The 21,844-nt window shown below is 36.6% G+C and carries 19 protein-coding genes, 1 pseudogene and 1 riboswitch; of the genes and pseudogenes, 1 reads left to right on the forward strand and 19 read right to left on the reverse strand.

What is annotated here, in order from left to right; translation table 11 throughout:
* Nucleotides 1-2 precede the first annotated feature (2 nt).
* Nucleotides 3-1,472, reverse strand: coding sequence for a RecQ family ATP-dependent DNA helicase (locus tag ACFSUL_RS02140; RefSeq protein WP_377932280.1), 1,470 nt, complete (start codon nt 1,470-1,472; stop codon nt 3-5).
* A complete protein-coding gene (locus ACFSUL_RS02145) occupies nt 1,469-2,527 on the reverse strand; it encodes a helix-turn-helix domain-containing protein (protein ID WP_377932282.1) in 1,059 nt (352 codons plus the stop codon). The genes ACFSUL_RS02140 and ACFSUL_RS02145 overlap by 4 nt, the downstream gene beginning before the upstream one ends.
* Nucleotides 2,528-2,900: 373 nt before the next feature.
* Here ACFSUL_RS02145 and ACFSUL_RS02150 point away from each other — a divergent pair, with 373 nt between their 5' ends.
* Entirely contained in the window at nt 2,901-3,149 is a 249-nt protein-coding gene (locus ACFSUL_RS02150) for a ferredoxin (RefSeq protein WP_032087848.1), read from the forward strand.
* 136 nt (nt 3,150-3,285) lie between these two features.
* Here the strand turns inward: ACFSUL_RS02150 and ACFSUL_RS02155 are convergent.
* The 17 genes and pseudogenes from ACFSUL_RS02155 to ACFSUL_RS02235 form a co-directional block, all read right to left on the reverse strand.
* Nucleotides 3,286-4,657, reverse strand: a pseudogene (locus ACFSUL_RS02155) (IS1182 family transposase); the annotation flags it as partial.
* A gap of 133 nt (nt 4,658-4,790) precedes the next feature.
* Nucleotides 4,791-5,357 carry an ECF transporter S component gene (locus ACFSUL_RS02160; protein WP_377932285.1) on the reverse strand — a complete coding sequence of 189 codons (567 nt, stop codon included), beginning with the start codon at nt 5,355-5,357 and terminating at the stop codon, nt 4,791-4,793.
* A gap of 150 nt (nt 5,358-5,507) precedes the next feature.
* A riboswitch (FMN riboswitch) is annotated at nt 5,508-5,645 on the reverse strand.
* 173 nt (nt 5,646-5,818) lie between these two features.
* On the reverse strand, nt 5,819-6,733 hold the full coding sequence (locus ACFSUL_RS02165) for a peptidoglycan DD-metalloendopeptidase family protein (protein ID WP_377932287.1): 915 nt from the start codon (nt 6,731-6,733) through the stop codon (nt 5,819-5,821).
* A 546-nt stretch (nt 6,734-7,279) separates the two neighbouring features.
* Entirely contained in the window at nt 7,280-8,488 is a 1,209-nt protein-coding gene (locus tag ACFSUL_RS02170) for a hypothetical protein (RefSeq protein ID WP_377932289.1), read from the reverse strand.
* Complete coding sequence (gene sigX, locus ACFSUL_RS02175) at nt 8,457-9,011, reverse strand: RNA polymerase sigma factor SigX (protein ID WP_377932290.1); 555 nt, start codon at nt 9,009-9,011, stop codon at nt 8,457-8,459. Before sigX ends, ACFSUL_RS02170 begins: the two co-directional genes overlap by 32 nt.
* Nucleotides 9,012-9,690: 679 nt before the next feature.
* Nucleotides 9,691-11,460 carry an ATP-binding protein gene (locus ACFSUL_RS02180; protein ID WP_377932292.1) on the reverse strand — a complete coding sequence of 590 codons (1,770 nt, stop codon included), beginning with the start codon at nt 11,458-11,460 and terminating at the stop codon, nt 9,691-9,693.
* Entirely contained in the window at nt 11,457-12,173 is a 717-nt protein-coding gene (locus tag ACFSUL_RS02185) for a response regulator transcription factor (RefSeq protein ID WP_071411447.1), read from the reverse strand. Before ACFSUL_RS02185 ends, ACFSUL_RS02180 begins: the two co-directional genes overlap by 4 nt.
* A 158-nt stretch (nt 12,174-12,331) precedes the next feature.
* The gene (gene ccsB / locus ACFSUL_RS02190; protein ID WP_071411446.1) at nt 12,332-13,516 is read right to left on the reverse strand and encodes a c-type cytochrome biogenesis protein CcsB; all 1,185 of its coding nucleotides are present in this window, start codon (nt 13,514-13,516) and stop codon (nt 12,332-12,334) included.
* Nucleotides 13,513-15,153, reverse strand: a complete 1,641-nt coding sequence (gene resB / locus ACFSUL_RS02195) for a cytochrome c biogenesis protein ResB (RefSeq protein ID WP_377932295.1) — start codon at nt 15,151-15,153, stop codon at nt 13,513-13,515. Before resB ends, ccsB begins: the two co-directional genes overlap by 4 nt.
* Before the next feature lie 271 nt (nt 15,154-15,424).
* Complete coding sequence (gene resA, locus ACFSUL_RS02200) at nt 15,425-15,958, reverse strand: thiol-disulfide oxidoreductase ResA (RefSeq protein ID WP_071411444.1); 534 nt, start codon at nt 15,956-15,958, stop codon at nt 15,425-15,427.
* Between the two features lie 328 nt (nt 15,959-16,286).
* A complete protein-coding gene (locus ACFSUL_RS02205) occupies nt 16,287-17,018 on the reverse strand; it encodes a pseudouridine synthase (RefSeq protein ID WP_377932297.1) in 732 nt (243 codons plus the stop codon).
* Nucleotides 17,019-17,179: 161 nt separating this feature from the next.
* Nucleotides 17,180-17,710 carry a spore maturation protein gene (locus tag ACFSUL_RS02210; protein ID WP_071411442.1) on the reverse strand — a complete coding sequence of 177 codons (531 nt, stop codon included), beginning with the start codon at nt 17,708-17,710 and terminating at the stop codon, nt 17,180-17,182.
* A complete protein-coding gene (locus tag ACFSUL_RS02215; protein WP_377932300.1) occupies nt 17,711-18,304 on the reverse strand; it encodes a nucleoside recognition domain-containing protein in 594 nt (197 codons plus the stop codon).
* Nucleotides 18,297-19,448: a D-alanyl-D-alanine carboxypeptidase family protein gene (locus ACFSUL_RS02220; RefSeq protein WP_377932334.1), complete on the reverse strand. Its 1,152-nt coding sequence runs from the start codon at nt 19,446-19,448 to the stop codon at nt 18,297-18,299. The genes ACFSUL_RS02215 and ACFSUL_RS02220 overlap by 8 nt, the downstream gene beginning before the upstream one ends.
* A gap of 314 nt (nt 19,449-19,762) precedes the next feature.
* Nucleotides 19,763-20,254 carry a DUF3907 family protein gene (locus ACFSUL_RS02225; protein WP_377932302.1) on the reverse strand — a complete coding sequence of 164 codons (492 nt, stop codon included), beginning with the start codon at nt 20,252-20,254 and terminating at the stop codon, nt 19,763-19,765.
* A 178-nt stretch (nt 20,255-20,432) separates the two neighbouring features.
* The gene (gene scpB, locus ACFSUL_RS02230; protein WP_377932304.1) at nt 20,433-21,026 is read right to left on the reverse strand and encodes an SMC-Scp complex subunit ScpB; all 594 of its coding nucleotides are present in this window, start codon (nt 21,024-21,026) and stop codon (nt 20,433-20,435) included.
* Nucleotides 21,013-21,774, reverse strand: coding sequence for a segregation/condensation protein A (locus tag ACFSUL_RS02235; protein WP_377932306.1), 762 nt, complete (start codon nt 21,772-21,774; stop codon nt 21,013-21,015). Before ACFSUL_RS02235 ends, scpB begins: the two co-directional genes overlap by 14 nt.
* Nucleotides 21,775-21,844 lie beyond the last annotated feature (70 nt).

Below are 21,844 nucleotides of genomic sequence, written 5' to 3' on the forward strand. Positions count from 1 at the left end.
TCTTATCCAAGTAAAATTTTTTCTAATCTTTTTTCCCATGATAACCATTCCTCTTGGTTTCTTTCTTTATTATTACGATTTGATTCATAGCGTTTCATAGAAATCCCGCATATGTCACAACATTGTTCAGGTTTGTCATCTAATTTTTCATTAAAATGGCGAAGTATTCCTTCTCTTCGACACGTAGAAGTCATTAGCCAAGTATTCATTATGGAAAGCTTCTTTTTTTTATGTAAAATCCTGTTGTCCCGTATCTGTTTTATTTCCTTCTTCATTTCTTTAATAGAAACTTTTATTTTTTGGAGCTCACTAGCGTAATATTGTAGAAAACGCTGCTGTATATCTGTTAATTGTAGTTGGAAACTTAACTCCTCTGCCTTCATTTTTGTAAAGGAACTTAAATACCCTTCCACTTGAGCATCCGTCGGTAGCTCTTGCTCTATCAAATGAAGCGGAAGATTAAGATCATGCTCTGCATAAAGAATAATCGAAATGGCTTCCTTTCCATCTCGCCCAGCACGGCCTATTTCTTGCAGGTAAGACTCCATAGAAGACGGAAAATGATAGTGTATAACATACTTAATATTTTCTTTATTCACTCCCATTCCAAAAGCACTAGTAGCACAAATAACATCAAGCTGACCTGAGAGGAATTGCTGTTGTATTAAAATTCTTTTCTCCTGTTCCATTCCCCCATGGTAATACGAAATTTTGTCTATTCCTTTAGACTTCAACCAATCCACTGATTCTTCAACCATTCTTTTGCTTGAAAAATAGACGATTCCTGGTCCTTTTAAATCACTTACCAGCTGAAGCAGCGACTCTAATTTTTCGTCCTGGCTTTCATGTTTTTTCACTGCTATTGCAATATTCTTTCGATCTACTGAGTATATATGTTCGCGGGAATCTGTCATATGTAAGACCCCCTTAATATCACTTCTTACTTCCTTTGTTGCAGTGGCGGTAAGAGCAAGTGTTACCGGGTTTCCTATATCTGCTTTAATTCTCCCTAGTTTCATGTAATCTGGCCTGAAATCAGGTCCCCACTGTGAAATACAATGTGCCTCATCAATGACATAGAGAGAAATACTTAATGTAGATAATTTCTTTATTATATTTTCGTTCCAAAGCATCTCTGGAGAAATAAAGATAAATTTATAGTAGTGTAAATTTCTTAAAGCATACTGCCTTTCCTTAAAAGGTAAAAAGGAATTAAGTGCTATGACCCTTTTTTCACCATTTACTTTCATTTGTTCCACCTGATCCTGCATTAGTGAAAGTAACGGAGAAACAATTAATACATTTCCTTCCATAAGGTAACCCGGCAGTTGATAGCATAATGATTTTCCTGTTCCAGTCGGAAGCATTGCAATGGTGTCATGATTACTCAGAACTGATTGAATGATTTCTTTCTGCCCCGTACGGAATTTTTCATAACCAAATCTGCTTTTCAGTATTTCGTTCATATTCATAGTTTTTCACCATTCTTTGCTAATACCATTCTAATTTGAAAATAAGATAAATGTGGAAAGGCTTCTTTTATCGGTTTAAGTTTTTTCGTTTTCAGTTGTTTAAGTCTTTCGGTAACATTCTCCATTTCATGCAGTGTGATAAATTGTTCAATCGGGAAATCTTTAATTGTAAACGTAATTTCCACTATATGATCCTCAATCGTACTTTCTTTCAATCCCCGCACCGCTGATATTTTATCTATAGTAAATCCTTTCTTTAAGTAAAATAATGTTTTTTTAGTAGAATCTGTTAGCACGTATGTCTCAAGTAAATCTTGAGAAATAGAATAAAGGACAGGGAATTTTTCGGTGTGTTCTTGAATTTTCACTAGTATGTAGTGAAGTATATCAAGAAAACAAAACCGATATTCTATTTCATCAGCATCATCATGAACAGCTATTTGTTCATCCGTGCCCCCAATATTTTTGTATCCAGTGAGTTTATAAACAAAAATTTTGGGACCTTTTTTATTATTATTGTTATCGGTAAAAATACTGTAAAGCTCTTCAAATATTTTTTTCGATAATAGCTTTCTGTCTGCTGTTTTTTTGATGTAAATCTTTACCCAATTTTGAATTTCCTTTTCTCTTTGAATTGGAAAAAAGTGATTTTCTCCTTGATTTAAATTCGACAATACCTGTATAAGCAGAGAAGTTCGTTTCCAAAAAACAATCGAATTATCACCAAACTTAATACCATCCATATGTGTAGGAAAAAACTTTTCTTCCTTACAACTATTTAGTACTTCTTCTCCTGCTTCTGTTAATTTCCCGCTATCATTATCGGCTATAAAGATATAACCTTTCTCTACTAATTCGCCAATTTTCTCATCATAAAATGTACGATGTAAATTCGGTAAACTATAAAAATAAGAAGAGAGCTTAAACAGATGCGAATCCTGGATTGTTTGAGAAGACTTTTTACCTTTTAGAATATGATAAATAGAATATACCGACCTTTCGCCATTTACTTGCTGCAAACAATGTAACAAAATGGTCTCTAAATAGGTCAACATTTTATGCTCCTTTAATTATCGTTATTTGTCAAATATTGTACCATGAAATTGACTATTATCGTTGTTTTCTTTTTCGTTTAAAGGGTAAAGTTATAAGAGAGTGCATTCTTTCATTCGTTAAAAGCTTGAGTGGTAGGATATAGTGGCTAACTTGCTCTGAAAAAGATGACTTCCCTCTAAAGGCAAAAAACGCCTTTTGAGGGAAATCCCTATTTTCTTCACGAGCTGACCAAGCCGCTTCCGCTTTTCTATGTACATTATTATTGAAAAGTTTGGAATTCCCCTTTACAATAAAATATGTGTAATTTTCTTTCATACAATATGGAAACTTACAGTGATAAGTTATATAGATAATAATTCGGGAGGTTTTTTTATGCCAAAATATACAATAGTTGATAAAGATACATGCATTGCATGTGGAGCTTGTGGAGCGGCTGCTCCTGACATTTATGATTATGATGATGAAGGAATCGCATTTGTTACCCTTGATGATAACCAAGGGACTGTCGAAGTTCCTGACGTTCTAGAAGATGATATGATCGATGCTTTTGAAGGATGTCCTACAGATTCTATCAAAGTGGCGGATGAACCTTTTGATGGAGATGCTTTAAAGTTTGAATAATTAATGAACGCAAAAAAGCGTTTGGCCTAAGGCCAAACGCTTTTTCAGAGTGTCGAGAAACCCTTTAGGTTCCCGACAACTTGAACTGTTTTTGATAGAAAACAGGGAAAAAAGGATTGAAATAGAAGGATAATTCTTCAAAATAGCCTTCCATCCCATCTTTTTGATGAGATGGAGGGCTATTTTCTTCATATTTTGGCAAGCAGCGGTCATAAATGCCTGCTCTTGGACAGACTTCACCCCTCGAAATCGTGCGTACCGATAACCATGAAGCTCTTTCGCATCGGCAAAACTCCGTTCAATGGTAGAACAGCGAAGCCTATATAACTGTTTTCCTTCGTTTGTTCGTTTATGCTGACGTGTGATTTCCTTATATCCTTCCCAGATATGCCGTGTAATCGTGCGTTGTTTTTGCTTCGTAGACATACAATCTGAGCGAAGAGGGCAGACTTCACAGTCACTCTTTTTGGATTTGTAATGACGATACCCATCACGATCTGTTGTAGAATAAGAAAGAATACATCCCATTGGACAAGCATACACATCCTTTTCTTCTACATAATGAAATTTACGCTTCGGCAGACTCTTCTTGGGGTTTCCAAAGCGTCGGTACCCCATCACCGCGAAAATACTTTGTTCGTTAAGTTTCTTACAAATATAGTTGTTAAAATAACCAGCGTCTAAAGCGATCGCTTCTACGTTAAATTGAAATTTCTCTATTTGCTTTTGAAGGCGTGCCAAATACGGCTCGGAATCTGCCACATTTCCAGCCGTGATAAACGTATCTGTAATGATATTATATTTCGCATCTACCGTGCGATGATCTAAATAGTAAAACCCTTTAGGCTTTCCATCGCGCATAAGAAAGCCACTTTCCGGGTCCGTTTTACTCACTCTCGTTTGTTTTGTTTTGGCAACGCCTTCCTTCTTTGGTTTTAGTGCTTTTTTCCGTGTTGAATACGATCTTCTGTCACAGCTGCTTCTAATTCTTCTAAGTACTCTTTTGGACGCTCTTCTTTTGCTTTTCGAATAAATTTATTTTTATTCGCGTTTGCTTTGATATGAGTGGAGTCGGACGTTAAAATACGCCCTCCTACCATTTTCTGTTCTGCAGCTTGATGGATAATTTCATCAAAGATGTCTTCGAAAATCGTGGTGTTAAGGAAGCGAGTACGTCGGTTAAAACTGATGGTGGAGTGGTGAGGAACTTGATCGGATAAAGACAATCCTAAAAACCAACGATACGCAAGGTTCATTCCAATATCTTTCGCTAATTGACGTTCGGAGCGAATGCCATAAAAATAACCAATAAACATCATTTTAAAAAGGGTAATAGGGTGAATGGAGGGCCTTCCATTATCTTCACAATAATAAGGTTGTAACTTTTCTTCAATAAATGAAAAATCAATCGTGGCTTCTATGGCACGTAAAAAGTGATCCTCTGGAACTAAGGATTCAACCGATGCGGTTACCTCTTGATCTCGATGATTCTGTAAAGCTCCCATCATACTGCATCTCTCCTTCTTCTTTTCTTTTTAGCAGTGTTAACAGATAGGAGTACATATAGACCTAAAAAAGGCTGTTGAGAAAAAACTTTCTCAACAGCCTGAAAAAGCGTTTGGCCTTAGGCCAAACGCTTTTTTATGCTTTATTGAATGAAAATTGCTTAGATAACCAATTTTGAAGTCTTTGGAATAAAATTAAGAAAACAATTGTAACGAGAACTCCTTTTAGAATATTAAAAGGTACAATTCCAGTCACAATAATTGCATTAGGCAAATCAAAATTCATAAAATATTTATATGCAGGTAAGAATACGAAATAATTCAATACTCCCATTAATATGCTCATTATAATAGTTCCTGCTATTAACCCCATTATTAATCCCTTTTTGGTTTGGAAGTGACGGTAAATATAATAGGTTGGCAATATGAACAGGACTCCCGTTGCAAAGTTTGCTACGTGACCTACCGGAACACCAGTATCACTACCTGTTAACACATAATCCACAATATTTTTCAATAGTTCCACCAAAACACCAGCTAGTGGTCCTAGCGTAATCGCAGCGATTAATGCAGGTACATCACTAAAATCAATCAATAGAAAGCCTGGAAATGGCGGTAAAGGGAAGTTTAAAAGCATTAACACATAAGAAATAGCACTTAACATACCAATTGTAACAAAAGCACGTGTGTTCATTTTTTTCATCATTCTCTCTCCTCTATTGTGACTCATCTCACGAAAGGAAGAAAGTTTAGCCTAAGGAACCCAAAAAAACTCCTAATTCTGATCATTAGGAGGTAAAAGGCATACCCAAATAGACGTTCAGTTTCCCTTTTTTTGAACGTTGGCTAAAACCCTCATCTTCTCCCATCCAGACTGTACTGTCGGCTTTGGAATTGCACCAAATCCTGCCACTTGCATATCGGCTCGCGGGCTCAGAAACATAGTTTCATTACCGCCGGTCGGGAATTTCACCCTGCCCCGAAGACGAATCTTATTTAATTACAACTATATTATACAAAAAGAATAACAGTTTGAAAAGGAAATTGTTTCGAATCCAAGACATTTTTTCGAAGAGAGCAAGCTCATTTAGAGAAAGGTACGGTACAGTCCTGCTAACTACTGCACCATTAATTTATACCCTAAGGTTTTTAGTGGAATTAGTATTAATTTTTATACACTACTAGTACTTGTTCAGGAAAAATATTTTGTTTACTAGTCAATCCATTCCATTCTAGTAACGAAGAAAGGGTAACGTTGTTATTTTTCGCAATAGAAGTCAATGTATCACCTTTTTTTACGACGTATTCCATTTTTGAATCTTTTGGAATCGACAAAACATCATTTACTACTATAGTAGAATTACTTATATTATTTTTTTCCTTCAGATCTTCTACTGAGATATTATACAATTGTGCTATTGACCAGAGCGTTTCTTTTTCTTTAACAGTATGTACCCTTGACATTTGTTTTGATTGCTTCGAATTTTCTTCTTTTAATGGAGCATTAACAGGTGCTGTCATTTCTACTGCTTTATAGGGATCATGTTCTAGCGCAACAACGACTTGTCCAATTTCTCCATCCCCATATACATTAAATGGATCAACAGCATGATCTTTTGTTATATTCCATTCACCATTATGTATTTCAAAATGCAAGTGGGCTCCGGTAGATCTCCCTGTATTTCCTAGTGAACCAATCTGTTCTCCTTTCCTAACAGCTTGTCCCTTTGTAACTTGTCGATTATGTAAATGTGCATAGACTGTCTCGTAGCCGCTCGGATGTTGTACAAAAACTACATTACCATAAGAATCGGAATAATAGGATTTTTTTATGACTCCTTCATCCACCGAGTAAACCGGACTTCCCACTTCTCCCCCTATATCAATACCTTTATGGTGGCCAGATCTTGTCCCAAATGCATCTGTTATATACCCTTCAACTGGAAATATCCACGATTCCGTTATTTGGCTAATATCATGGACTTCTGCCTTAGCCTGACGCCCACTAAGTATCAGAAAACTGACACACAATGCTAAAATAAACACAATTAAAAAACGTCTAACATAATCAAAAATCATCGTTTTCCTCCTTGATATCTCTCATTTCTAAAATTAAACAGATTATCCACCGCTATTATTTATTTAAATTTAACCCCCGTTAAAACAGTATGTAGACTTATACTATGATAGAACCATTATCTACCTCCACTCACCGCACAATAATAAGCAATAAGATTTCCTTAAGCAGAAAAGAAATCAATATTGCAAAATGGATAATTCCTAAATCCACCAAATATTCCTTTCGATAGTATCTCTAAAATTAAAGTAAATATTCAAAGAAAAACAGAAATGGAGCAACTCTTTCAATAAGGCTGTTTTGCATAAAGTTTGTTGTTTTTTAGCTAAAAACTATGTTAGATCTACTGGGTTGATTGGAGCGGAGGGCGCTTGACTCCTGCGGGAAGAGAGGGAAGTGGGAGATCCCGCACGAGCCCAGTGCTTGTAGCGGAAATCAACGGGCAAAATTCATAAATAAAGACAACACTCTATAAGAAAAGCTCCTTCAATAAAAAAAGCTCTAAACAAGATAAATCAATCTCATTTAGAGCCTCTTTGAGTACTTTCCTATTGAAGAATTTTTTTATTTGGACTGATAGGTGTCTTGATTGGAGCGCTAAAATCAAACCTATTCCACTTTGATTGTTTGATATTTTTAAATTCAACATATTTATACCCAAAGCTCTTTGCAGTTAATAATATCCCTTCTATTAACTCCATTATTGTTTGATTTTTATATTGAGTCAGATCCAGCTCGTTTAAACTAGTTACTATAACTACATCCTTTCCCTTTTGCTCAACACTCATATTAACACCTTCTGGAATAACAGCTTGAAAATAATCAGCCGGCGCTACTTTCATGCTGTCAATGGCTTTTGATATCGTCGAAAAGGCTTCTTCTTTTGGTACAAAATAACGATTACTATCAGTTGGGGAGTAAATATAGAACGAAGTCCCTTTCTTCAGATCTAAATTTAATTCTGATAATTCTCCCACTTGACTAAAAATTGGTGTGTCGCCATCTTCTGTAACCAAACGGATATTATTGATATTTTGATTTTCAAAGGAATATTGTAATGCATAAATAAATGCATACTCACTCGCACTACTTCCGCTATAAGGATTGTCATTAGGTAATTCGTACACTATTTCATTACGCTTAGAGTCCCATTCCATGTTCCCTTGTAAGGGATAGTAGTCGTCAAATCCCCATTTCTGTTCTGGTAGTCGAGTTGAAACCTTTTTATATTCCTCTAGCCAGTCGTTAGAAGCTGACTCTGGAACAAGAACACTTACCGGTACTGTGATGGCGTCGTTTGTGACAAGACCATAGGTAAGAAGTTGTTGATTTACTAGATCTTCCTCATAAACAGAATTTCGTTGTATTCTCTCTTGCTTTTTATCAAACGTTGCAAATTGTCTTCTCTCCTCTGAATTTTCAGAGAAAGAATAATTATTTTTTTCATTTGAAGATTGAACCGCTTCACTACTCTGTTCCTGAGCCTCCGAAGAATTCCCACGGTTACCTTCCATACCTTTTTCAAGAGGGAATTGATCTAAGTTAGAAAAAAGGGCTGGCGATAAGAGAACAAGGATAAATAGTACTGTAACCGTTGATAGTGCTGTAATCCATCGTGTTCTATACACTTTATTTTTATGTTTTTTCCGCTCAATACTTGCATATATTTCCTGTGGAGTTTGTTTGTCTTTCACTTTCGGAAGCTTTTTTAATAACTCCTCAATATCATGATCTTTCCACTCGGACCTTTTCACCATCTTCATCCTCCCCTCTTAACCTTCGGCTCATTTCTTTCCTTAATAATTTTATTGCACGATGTTGGGTTGTTTTCACTTTGCTTTCTGACCACCCAAGCACTTCGGCAGTTTCAACAATACTGAGTTGCTGCAAGTATCTCGTGATAATCACCAGTCTATAATCAGTAGAACACTTTTTTAAACAATCGTATAGTAACCAGACTTCCTCATTTGCTAATGCAATTTCCTCTGGAAGAGCTTCTTCTGTCTTTAAGTCTTGTCGGTTCCAATCAAATTTTTCGGCTATCCTATTCTTCCAATTCTTTTGTTTACGAAAATGATCAATCGCAACATTTTTGGCAATGGAAAATAACCAGGTCTTTTCTGAGCTTTTCCCTTCAAAATGTTGATAGGATTTCAATACACGAATATAAACTTCTTGAGCTAAATCTTCTGCTTGCGATCGATTTCTCACCATATAAATTAAAAATTGAAATACATCTTGATGGTATTTATTGTATAAGTCCTCAAAAACGGAGTCCAAATTATTCCCCCTTTCCATTCAAAAATATTAGTCGTAATTCATGTAAGTAAGTTTCATATTATTAATATAGTATTTTTACTAAAGCACTTTCCGTGAAGTTTGTTGTTTATCGGCAATGAACCGTTGTTAGAAGCAATAATCTTTTAGAAAGGCTATTTTCGTAAAGTTTGTTGCTTTTTGACGGAAAACTAAGTTTACCTCACTGAGTTGATTGGAGCGGAGGGCACTTGACTCCTGTGGGAAGAGAGGGAAGTGGGAGACCCCACAGGCGAAGCCTGAGGAGGCTCCCATTCCTCCCCACGGAAAGCAAGTGCCTGTAGCGGAAATCAACGGGCAGAATTCATAAGCAAAAACAACAATCTATGAGAAAAGAGCCTTTAGAAAATAGCGTTTATTAAAACACATGAATACCACAAATTAACATTTCGAATAATAAGAATACATTCTCTCTATCTATTTTAGTAAGAATGAACTCTAGCTTCTATAGCTTAACATAAACATTTTCCAAAACAGCTATCTAAAAGAGAAAAATCATTCCATAGACAAAAGGCCGATCAAAAGGGGGTTACTTCCTTTTGGTCGGCTGCTATTTTCTGTACTGTTTCTCATGTAACAAGAATTATCGCCAATTTCCTCAATGTTGAATCGAACAACGAAGAATCTTCGCGACTTGTGGCGATTATTGAGGCAAAAAGAACGTAAATGTTGTTCCTTGGTTCTCCTTGCTTTGCACTTGAATATGACCTTTATGAGCTTCTATCATATTTTTAGCAATGGAAAGACCTAGTCCTGTTCCCGATTTTCCTCTTGTCCTTGCTTTATCCGCTTTATAGAATCGTTCAAAAACAAATGGTAAATCCTCCTCTGGAATACCAGATCCAGTATCTTGAACATAAAAAACAAATCCATTCATTGCTTGTTTTAACATAACTTTCACTTCTCCACCTGCTGGAGTATGACGAAGTGCATTATCTACTAAGTTTGTTAGTACTTGCTCAATTCGATCGGGATCCATTATCAATTTTTCATTTATTTCTACTGAACTCTCAAAGTATAACGATACGTTTTTTTCTTTAGCTAGTCCTTGAAACTTATTTGTCACTCTCTCCGCAAAAGGAACGAGCGTGACAACGTCCTTGTTTAGCGTAATATGTCCGGCTTCCATTCTAGCTAAATCTAACAAATCGTTTACAAGTCTTCCCATACGAAGCGATTCATCATAAATAATTTTGGCAATCTCTTTCTTCTCTTCCTCCGATGCAGCAATATCATCAACTATTGCCTCACTGTATCCCTGAAGCATTGATATTGGTGTTCGAAGTTCATGTGAAACGTTTGCAATAAAATCATTCCTAAGTTTATCCAATCTTCTTTCTTCTGTCATATCCCTCAGTACCGCTACTGCACCCCTGACATTATCATTATTATACAGAGGACTTATTATAACAACGTAGGATCGCCCTTGAAGATCTAATTCCCCCGTTTGCTCCGTCTCCGTCATAATAACACGTTGCAGTAAGTCTTTAACCGTTGTTGGGATTGCTACCTCACTACTACCTTCCTGCTGATAATACCACTGTTGTAAAAACCTATCTGCTGGTGGATTGGTAATAAGTATAGTTCCGTCTCTGTTGAAAGTAATAACACCATCTGCCATACTACTTAATATGCTTGAAAGCTGTTCTTTTTCTTGACTAAGTGCATTGATGTGGAAGTTTAGTTGTTTCCCCATCTGATTAAAAGCAATCGCTAACTCTCCGATTTCATCTTTTGTTAATATCGGCACCTTTGTATCAAATTTTCCTCTTGCGACTTCAAAAGCAGCCTCTCGCATTTTACGCAAGGGACTTGTAATCCTTGTAGATAGGAAAAAGGCAAAAATGGTAGTTAACACAATGGCAATACCCGCAGCTAATAAGATTAGCTTTGTTGTTTGTTGCGTTGTATCCTTTATAACTCCTAATGACTGATACAAATAAACTGCACCATGCTGGTTTTCACCTACTGCTAAGGGAGTTCCAACAATTATGATATTTTCGTACCGATTCGTTGTGTCCTGCTCTGGAAACTCCATTTCCATTTTGACTGTTTTCCTTTTTGTCCGTACCGATTGGAGTTCTTTATTCGTTTCAATTTTTTCCTTGATATCACGATGCATGCTTCCACTGTTCTGTGAATATACTTTTTTACTGTCGTCCATAACTATTACAATATTTACTGGCTCATCAATAATTTCTTTCCCAACTTCTATACCTAAATCAAGATTTTCATGGTTTTCTACTATTTTCGCTACTTTTTTCGCTGTATCTGTCAATTCATTTTCGACTACTTCTACATGATAATTTTGGAAAAATTCAAGTTGTAGAATAGTGAGAATGAATAGAACAAACGACACTAATAAAAGAATCGTCAGCCATAGTTTTCCTACAACGCTTCTCCATAGTCTCATTCATTCGTAACCTCAAATTTATAGCCGACACCCCAAACTGTAATAATCATTTTTGCAGCATTTTCTGACACCTTATTCAACTTTTCACGAAGTCGCTTTACATGTGTATCAACTGTCCGTAAATCACCGAAGAACTCATAGTGCCAAACTTCTTTAAGCAAGTGTTCTCTATCAAACACTTTATCTGGTGCTTTGGCCAAGAAGTATAGTAATTCATATTCCTTCGGAGTTAAATTTACATCTACACCGTCAGCTGTTACTCTATGTGCATCATTATCAATTGTTAAATGAGGGTATACAATTAAATCTTTTGCTTTTGTATCTGTATGTAAAAAACTTGTAGTAGAAGACCTTCTTAAAAGAGCCTTTACCCGTAACACTACTTCTCGAGGAGAAAAGGGTTTAACAATGTAGTCATCAGTACCAACTTCAAATCCTTGGACCCTATTTGCTTCTTCACCTTTTGCCGTTAACATAATAACTGGAGTAGCTTTCTTTTCTCGTAAATTTTTACAGACCTCTATGCCATCCATTCCGGGCATCATTAAGTCTAATAGAATACAATCGTAATCATTTTCTAAAGCCAATTCTAATGCCTGCTCACCATTTTCTGCTTCATCAATAATGTAATTTTCTCTTTCTAGATACATTTTTAATAATCTTCTAATTCTCTCTTCATCATCTACCACTAAGATTTTCCCTACAGGTTCCATATTTATTTCCCCCTACATATTAGTTAGCAATTAAAATGCTTCCAAAATCTGACTGGCTGTTCCCTGAGTTTTTCGCGCCTCGACTTATAGAAAAAATGGCTGACTCAAAAGGTAGTATTTCCCTTTCTATCGTCAGCCCTTTTGATTATTTTATGATATTAAGCATAGGAATGTAAACCAGCAATAATTAAGTTAACAGCAACTAAATTGAACATAATAATAACAAATCCAACTACTGCTAGCCACGCTGACTTTTCTCCGTGCCACCCTTTCGATAGCCGTAAATGCATAAACGCTGCATAGAAAAGGAATGTTACAAGTGCCCATACTTCTTTAGGATCCCATCCCCAGAATCTTGTCCAAGCTATTTGAGCCCAGATCATTGCAAAAACAAGCCCACCAAGTGTAAAAACAGGGAATCCAATTAATACTGAACGATACCCAATTTCATCCATTAAGTCAAGATTCACCTTGTTTACTGCAGGTTGGAGTTTATGAGCAAGACGTTTCCTGAAAATAAGGCGGAGAACCCAGTAAAGAACAGTTCCTATAGCAAAAGACCAAATAACGGTATTTAGTTTTTTTGCATTAATAACGCTCGGAACTTCAACAAATGGCTCCATTACACCGTCCGTTTGAAGTACCCCTTCATTAGGACCCACGATAGCTGGCATTGTATACTCCGCTATTGCTTCCGCTTCTTGTTGATCAACATATTGGAATGTTGCTTCGTATCCTTGAATAGCAAATGTCGATGATGCAATAACAAAACCTGCAACAACAACTAGAGAATATATAATTGTTTCAAGCCAAAAAGATTGCTTGGAACGTTTTGTGTGATCTACGTGCTTTAACAGGTAAATTAACCCGGCAACAAAGCTTATCGATAATATAGCTTCCCCGGCGGCTACCGTTGAAACGTGTATTTTCAACCAATCACTTTGAAGTGCCGGAATCAATGGACTGATTTCTTTTGGAAACATACTTGCATAAGCAATGATTAGTAACGCGATTGGTAAAGCAAACACGCCAAGAACAGTTAATCGATACATAAAATAGATTATGATAAACGCTGCGACAAGCATCATACCGAAAAATGTTGTGAATTCAAATAGATTACTAACAGGTGCATGTCCTGAAGCAATCCACCGTGTAATGAAATATCCTAATTGTGCCGCAAACCCTATAATGGTTAGAAAAATACCTATTTTCCCCCATTTGCTTTGGTTCGTTTCTTTTGTTTTCTTAGAGCGAATCGATCCACCGAAAAACAACGTGGCGACCAAATATAAAATAAATGCTATATAGAGCAAATTACCGCTCCATTCTGCAAGTCCACTCACTTAGATTCCTCCTCACTATTCTTTTGTTGATGGTCTATAGGTTCATTAATCATTGTTCCTTCCAGAACATATTGAATATCTTTTTTCAATCCGTGCCAGTTCTTATTTGTATGCCCGGCCACTAATACTCCATTTTCTTTGCGACGGAGCCATATTCTACGGTGATTCCAGTATGCTCCTTGAACAACTCCAATCATGAAGATTGTCCCACCAATACCAAGGATCCATAGTGTTAAATCTTTACGAATTGTTAACGCAGATACATCCCGAGTATCAATTCCAGCGAATGACATTTTATATACATTATCACCTAGTGGTTCCAAATTCTTTTTAATTCCAACAAAACTAACTTCCCCTTCTGGCTTTTCAGGAGAAATCATTTTAAATAGAAATGCAGGATTATCTGGTACAGGAGAGTCTGTTTGTGGTTCTCCTTTGTCATCAAAGCCGGAAAAGTCAGGGTAGTACCCCATCAATTCTATGGAGTGACCATCTTCTAATTCATATTTTTCTTGCGGATCAAATAAGTCAACGGTTATCTTTCCGAATTCTTTCCCTGTCTCTTTATTTTCTAGTGTAAAAGACATGGACTTAAATTCATCTAGTTTATAACTTGTTTGATAGACAGCAAAGTTATCAAACTTTAGTGGCTCGTTAACCTGTATCTCCTCTTCCTTTACTTCATCTAACTTTTCTTCTTCCCCAGGTATTTCTTGTTTTTGCTTTTTATAGAGGATTACATCCGATTGAAAGTTTTTCGCAATTGTACCGTTATTATCTATCGCTTGGTCAAAAACCTCTTTATCATTTTCTTTATCATATGTTTCGAGTGTAAACTCTTTATTTTCCAGGTAATACTGCTGATCTGTCCCTGGAATAACCTGGGTTTCCCCCTCTCTGATCCAAAGAACTTTATCAACATACATTCCGGGAACGAAGCGGAGCATACCACCGATTAGGAAAATAATTAACCCGATGTGGTTAACATACGGACCCCAGCGAGAAAATCTATTTTTTTCCGCTAAAATATTTCCATCTTCTTCCCGAATATTATAGCGCTTCTCTTTGAGCCTTTTCTTTACTATTTCCATGCTTTCATCAACATTATTTATTTCTGTTACACCGGATAAACGTTGACGTTTTAAAAAACCTTCATGTCTTGAAACACGTTGCTTCTTCAGAGCCCGATAAAGTGGTACCACTCTGTCCAAACTACAAATGACGAGTGAAACACCGATTGAGGCTACTAACAGCAGATACCACCATGAGCTGTATAAATCATGGAAACCTAATTGATAATAAAGGTTCCCAAATGACCCGTAGACATCTTTATAATACTCTTCAGCAGGCACTGCACCAGGTATGTACATTTCTTGGGGTAAGATTGTACCCACGGCTGAAGCAATTAATGTTACCACTATTAACCATACTCCTACTTTAACAGACGAGAAGAAGTTCCATACTTTATCCACAATTGACTTATTATACGTCTGTGATCGCCTAGCACTTCCTTCATATCGCATATCATGTAAAGTATCTTTTTTTGCTTTTTCCGTTAAAGCACGTCCACATGACTCACACAAAATGGTACCGTGGGGGTTTACGTGGCCGCATTCGCACTTTATTATTTCTTTCATGGTAAAACTCCTCTTGTAGTTTCAACGGCTAGTAACTCTTAGCAAACCGCTTTTGCTTTTCTTTTGTCCAGTTTCAGCGGTTAGAGGCTCGAGGGCTTTTCCAGGAAAAGCTTGTCGCCCCTAGACAAACCGCTTCTGCTTTTCTTTTTGTCTAGCTCCAGTGGCTAAGCCCCTCGAGGGCATAAGCCAACCATCCCCCAAAGGTGAAAAACGCCTTTCTGGGATACTCGTCTTATGCTTGTCAGGGCTAAACAAGCCGCTTCCGCTTTTCTTATTGCGGTTTGATGCTTTCCAAATGTTGTTGAATATCTTTTTCTGTCATTGTTCCTGTGATCACTTTTTCTACTTTTCCTTCTGGATTAATTAGTATTGTAGTAGGAAGTGGGTCAATCCCGTAAGCATGTTGAACATCCTTTTCCTCATCTACAAGTATTGGGAATGTTAGTCCATGTTCTGAGACAAACTTATTTATTAAAAAATCTGATTCCCCTACGTTAACGGCTAAAATCTGCACACCTTGATCTTTATATTTGCTATATTGATTTTCCATGTACGGCATTTCTTTTTCACATGGTTTACACCAAGTACCCCAGAAATTTAAAAATACGCCTTTTCCCTCGTAATCCGATAATTGATGCTTATTTCCATCCATGTCTTGCAGTACAAAATTAGGGGCTTGATCCCCTTCAGTTATTTTCCCGCGCGCCTCTTTCGTAAAATTAGCATATAGCGTATAAGAAACTGCAGAAGCTAGTACGACTAAAATTATTGTGCGCATCAGGAGTCTACGTTTCTTTTTGTTCATTTCTTGTCCTCCTATGTAGAGATATCCTAAAGCCCTAATTATTTAATTGTCCTTAACATTAGCAAAGGGCCTGATTTCATAAGATAATATAATCTACTTATGAGCTCAGTCCCTGCAAAGGTTTCCTGTTATTCAACTTAATAATAAAATGCAGGGAATGGTTTGAGTAGAACTAAGCCAAATCTAGTTCTAGCGGCTAAGGGGGCCCGAGGTCATTGTCGACCCTATACGAGTCACCTTTACCTTTCGTTAAAATTCCCTTCCCATTATAACACTATTGAAAATCTATATAGCCTTTATAATTTGAATGAAGTGTGACACTTTTCCCTTATCGTAAACTACCAGTTTCTGCAAGGGTTCTTAACTGCTTTACCTCATGGGGAGTTAATTCTCTCGCTTCCCCTGCATTTAATCCATGTAGTGTTAAAAATGCAAACCTTTCTCTTTTAAGTTTCTGGACAGGATAGCCAATCGCTTCAAACATTCTTCTCACTTGGCGGTTACGACCTTCATGGATGGTAATCTCCACGATGGACTTATTTTGTCTTTTATCACTGCTTAACATTTTTACTTTAGCAGGAGCCGTCATACCATCTTCCAACTTTATGCCTTTTTCCAATTGTCTCAGCGTGCCCTTATTCGGAATTCCTTTTAATCTCGCTACATATGTTTTATCTATTTCATTACTTGGGTGCATTAATAAATTTGCAAATTCACCATCATTCGTCATTAAAAGTATGCCTGATGTGTCATAGTCTAAACGCCCGACTGGGTAAATCCTTTCATCAATCCCTTGTAAGAAATCTGTTACCACTTTCCGCTTTTTATCATCACTGACAGCAGAAATAACTCCTCTTGGTTTGTAAAGCAAATAATAAACTTTATTTTCTCTTTCTATTTGCACTCCAGCGACCTCAATTTTATCTGTGCCTGTAACTTTTGTTCCTAACTCTGTAACTTTCTCTCCATTCACTTTCACTTTGCCTTCTATTATTAATTGCTCTGCTTTTCTTCTTGAAGCTACACCACTATGAGCAATAACTTTTTGTAAACGTTCCACGGTCTTCCACCTCATTTTTAAACAGTTGTCTCATGAATTATTACATATTACACAAAAAATAGAAAGGATTGTTGAATTTTTTAAAGCCCTCTTATTATTATTCTGCAAAAAAAAGAACAGATCTTCTACTTAACATAGAGATCTGTTCTTACTAAATATATTCAACGAAACATCAACGTCACGATAACTATCGCCGCTATGATCCCAACTAAATCCGCTAGTAGTCCCACTTTCAACGCATCTCCCATTTTCCGAATGCCAACCGCACCAAAGTAGACCGTCAGTACATAAAATGTCGTATCTGTACTTCCTTGAAGGGTAGAAGCAAGAATACCGATAAACGAGTCAGGTCCATGCGTAGCAACAATATCACTCATCATACCTAGAGCTGCCGTACCTGAAATTGGACGTATCGCCGCCAATGGAACTATTTCAGGTGGAATCCCCATTGCTAGAAGTATAGGGCTAATTAAATTCACAAAAAACTCAAGGGCACCCGACACACGAAAAACGGTGATTGCTACCAACATGCCAATCAAGAAGGGGATGATGGAAACCGCAATCTTGATTCCCTCTTTCCCACCCTCTACGAAACTTTCATATGTTGGTACTTTTTTAAATGTTCCATACAATAATATAAAGCCTATCATCAGAGGGATAAGCCATAAAGAAATAGCGGAAATAAACTGCATCTATTTCACCTCATTGCGAGTACGTCGATAATGAAAATAACGATCTATTAATATAGCACCTACTGTAGAGAGAAAAGTAGCAATTAATGTAGGTCCGACAATCTCTGTTGGAGAAGCAGAATCATATTTCATCCTAATCGCGATAACTGTTGTCGGGATAATAGTTAAACTAGAAGTGTTTATTGCAAGAAAGGTAATCATTGACCTACTTGCATGATCACTCCCCCCATTCAACACTTTTAACTGCTCCATCGCTTTAATCCCTAATGGCGTTGCAGCATTCCCCAATCCGAACATATTCGCCATCATATTGGATAAAATATATCCCATTGCAGGATGGTTGTCCGGTACCTCAGGGAACAGACGTTTCACGAGCGGTCGAAACAAGCGAGATAATTTCTCTAGTAGGCCAGAATCCTGAGCAATCCTCATTATTCCAAGCCAGAAAACTAATATACTGACAAGACCGATACAAAGAGTAACGGCCTCGTTTGCCGATTGAAAAATCGCTTCATTTACTTCGGACATTCTCCCATTAATCATCGCGAACACTAATCCAACAATTGTCATTCCGACCCATATTAAATTAACCATCGTCTTTAACCCCTATCAGCGCCTGAAAAGAATATGCCCAAAATTGCCACCATTTCTTCTCCTCTTTCTTTTCTTCTCCTTTAAAATAGATTGGGAGAGAATCCACTTCCCTTTCATCAAGATAAATAACTGCTTTTCCAACTACGTCAGGGACATTATCTCCTTCGAGCCATTGTTTATTTGGCTTTAGCATTTTATACTGTACCCGTACATCCTCTTCTTCTTCCTGTGTAAGAGAAAGTACAGCCTCTCTCTTTACATACGTTCTACCTTTATATATTTCATTATCAATATTATCTAATTGCCCTTTCGGTACAGCTACTTTATAATCATAATTTTTAAAACCATACTCAAACATATTAATGTGATCGTTCCAATCGTCTGGTCCGTTAAGTGTTACCGCAATTAGGTTTTCGTTATCCTTTGACGCTGTCGTTACAAGCGTTCGTTTAGCTCTCTTTGTATATCCTGTTTTACCACCAGTAGTATATTTATATAATTGTGTTAACAAACGGTTTTTGTTACGCCATGTTCGGTCCCATTTATTATTTGGATCAGGAGATTTGTAACTTTTAGTTCCTGCAATTTTTTTATACGTTTTATTTTTCATTGCATACCGGGTGAGAATTGCCATGTCGTACGCTGTGGAATAGTGATTTTCATGATCGTCCAGCCCATGTGGGTTTTCAAAATGAGTGTTTGTCATTCCTATTTCCTTTGCCTTCTCATTCATCAAATATACAAATCCTTCGAGACTACCTCCAACATTTTCTGCAATAGCTACCGCTGAATCATTCCCAGACCGCAGCATAAGTCCATACACTAAATCTTCAAGCTTTATCTTTTCACCAGGCTTTAGATAAATAGATGACCCTTCTGTTCCAGCCGCGTTTGCTGAAACTGTAACTGTTTTGTCCATTTTCCCGGACTCCACTGCCAGTATCGCTGTCATTATCTTCGTTATACTAGCTATTCTACTTTTTGTATGTGCATCTTTTTCATAAAGAACTCTTCCCGTCTCTTGATCCATTAAAATAGCTCTATGTGCACTTACTCCTGGTTTTGCTTTTACTTCTTGTGTTAGGAAAACAAATAAAAAAGTGAAGATAACAAGGTAGTATATGTGTAATTTCTTTTTCCGGATGTTCACGTCCAATCTACTCCTTTAGTCTTGCAAATATCTATTTGTACAAGTGTATGCAGGACAAGTTTCAATATGATTAAATCCATCTCAAATTGACACTTCTAATACTGTTTTCCCCATCTCTTCCACTCTTAACGTTAGTCCTATTCTTTGTTGTCTCACCCACTACTTATAGTAGCTGTAAAACGTCGATAGAAGCTCACCCCATTCAGCTAAACCTCTAAAGCATGTATAAGCTGACTTTTTTCTGATTGAAAAAAGCAGCCATTTAGAACGGAAAAGTTCTAAATGGCTGCTTTTTGATTTATATTAGTTTATCCTTTTGATTGCATCATTTTTGTTCGATAATCTGTTTCGTAATACTCAAGTTCTTCTCGGACAGAGTGAAAATCACCTTCTATATTATTTAATAATTGTACAATACTATTTGGTGCTTCTTGTCTAAATTTTATTAAACTTTTACCAGTATAAGCTGACCTACTGTCTTCATACCACAAATCATAGCGGGGATTAAAAAACTCTTCAATACAATAATGGTATACCTTATACAATGTTTTTTCTGCTACACCTTTTAGAAATAACTCGTTCTGAATGACAGTGGTACATGCATCTAAACCTTCTTCACAATAAACAAGCAATCTTCTTATATTTGAAAATAATCCCTCATAATAAGCCCGGTCTCCTTGTTTCTCCCTCACTAATGTATCTATTGTAGAATTATTTAAAAATCCTTCGATTTGGTCGACCATTCTCTCTAAAAAAGCATGTACCTCTTGCACCTGAGATTTAACAATTAAATTGCTCATCTGGTCCCCTCCAAATGGTTTTATATAACTTAGTTTCATCATATCTTCACTTGCATAAAAAAATGTCTATTAAACTGAATTTTCCGACCTCAAAATATAAAAAGAAAGAAGATCTTTCGGTTTGCTCGTCCGATTGATCATCCCTTCTGTACCTCTTATTTATATACTATTACTTAACCTAGGACCTAGAGTCGATAGTTTCTTGGAATTTTTCAAAAAACAAATCAGCCTCATCTTGCATTAACTCCTCTTGAATATTCTCAGGCAATGGTGGAAGCTCTTTAATATTTTTCAAACCGAAATAGTCTAAGAACTCAGTAGTTGTTCCATAAAGAATAGCTCGTCCAGGTCCTTCTGCCCTACCAACTTCTTTAGCAAGCCCTTTTGATACTAAGGCTTGAAGAGGTCTTTCCGTTTTAACTCCTCGGATTTCCTCCACTTCTATCCTTGTTATCGGCTGTTTGTAAGCAATTATTGCTAAAGTCTCTAAAGCAGCTTGTGACAAGGAACTGACCGTCGGAGATTCAACCAGCTTTTTTAAATATGGAGCATGGACTTTTTTCGTTACTAATTGATAAGTTCCTGCCAGCTCCTTCAAAGTAATACCTCTTTCTTCATTCTCTTCATACTCTTCCATTAAAGCATGCAAGGTATCCAATGCTTGATGTTCCTCTATCTCTAATACTGAACATACTTGTTTCAATGAAAGGCCTTCATCACCTGCTGCAAATAATAAACTTTCGAGTATTCCCTTCCAATTAATGATGTTCAACAAGCATTTCCTCCTCTGTCGCTTTCACAAAAATATCTTCAAAGTTACTGTTTTGACTGACAGCTATTTGTTTTCTTTTCATTAACTCCAACATAGCTAAAAAAGATACTACCAAATCTTCTCGGTTGCTGGCAGTAAATAATTCAGTAAACTTTCTTTTCTTTTTATCTTTTTTTAGCATGATTAAAATATCATCCATTCTTTTATCAATCGAAATTTCTTGACGGGTGATTTTTGTCTGCAAAGGTTTTTGAAGTTTTTTCCTTCTGAGTAATTTATGAAAAGCACCTAACATATCATATAAGGACACATTTATTTCTGGTCTAGCTTCTTCTCCTGCTTCGGAGAATTCTGAGAGGTCTGTCGGAGGCTTCGTGTATATTTGGCCTCTGTCCTCCTCTCGCCTTTTTAACTCATTGGCTGCACTCTTATATTTCTTATATTCCATAAGTCTTTCCACTAGCTCATCTCGAGGATCTTCTTCAAAGTCTATCTCATCCTCTGCAAATTCTTCTTCATGTTTAGGAAGCAACATATTACTTTTAATCGCAAGTAAAGTAGCTGCCATTACCAAATATTCACTTGCAACGTCTAACTCTAATTCTTTCATTGTATGAATGTAGAACAAATACTGTTCTGTAATTTGTGACATGGGGATGTCATAAATATCAATTTCTAACGAATTTATAAGATGCAATAACAAGTCCAATGGGCCTTCAAATGCATCCGTTTTCACATTATATTCCATTGTATCACCGTTTCTCTAGACTACCTAATAGTATAGTAGATAGGGTTTCAAATCTCCAATAGTAAATTTT

Source organism: Bacillus seohaeanensis (assembly GCF_042684945.1).
Taxonomy (GTDB): Bacteria; Bacillota; Bacilli; order Bacillales; family Bacillaceae_B; genus Rossellomorea; species Rossellomorea seohaeanensis.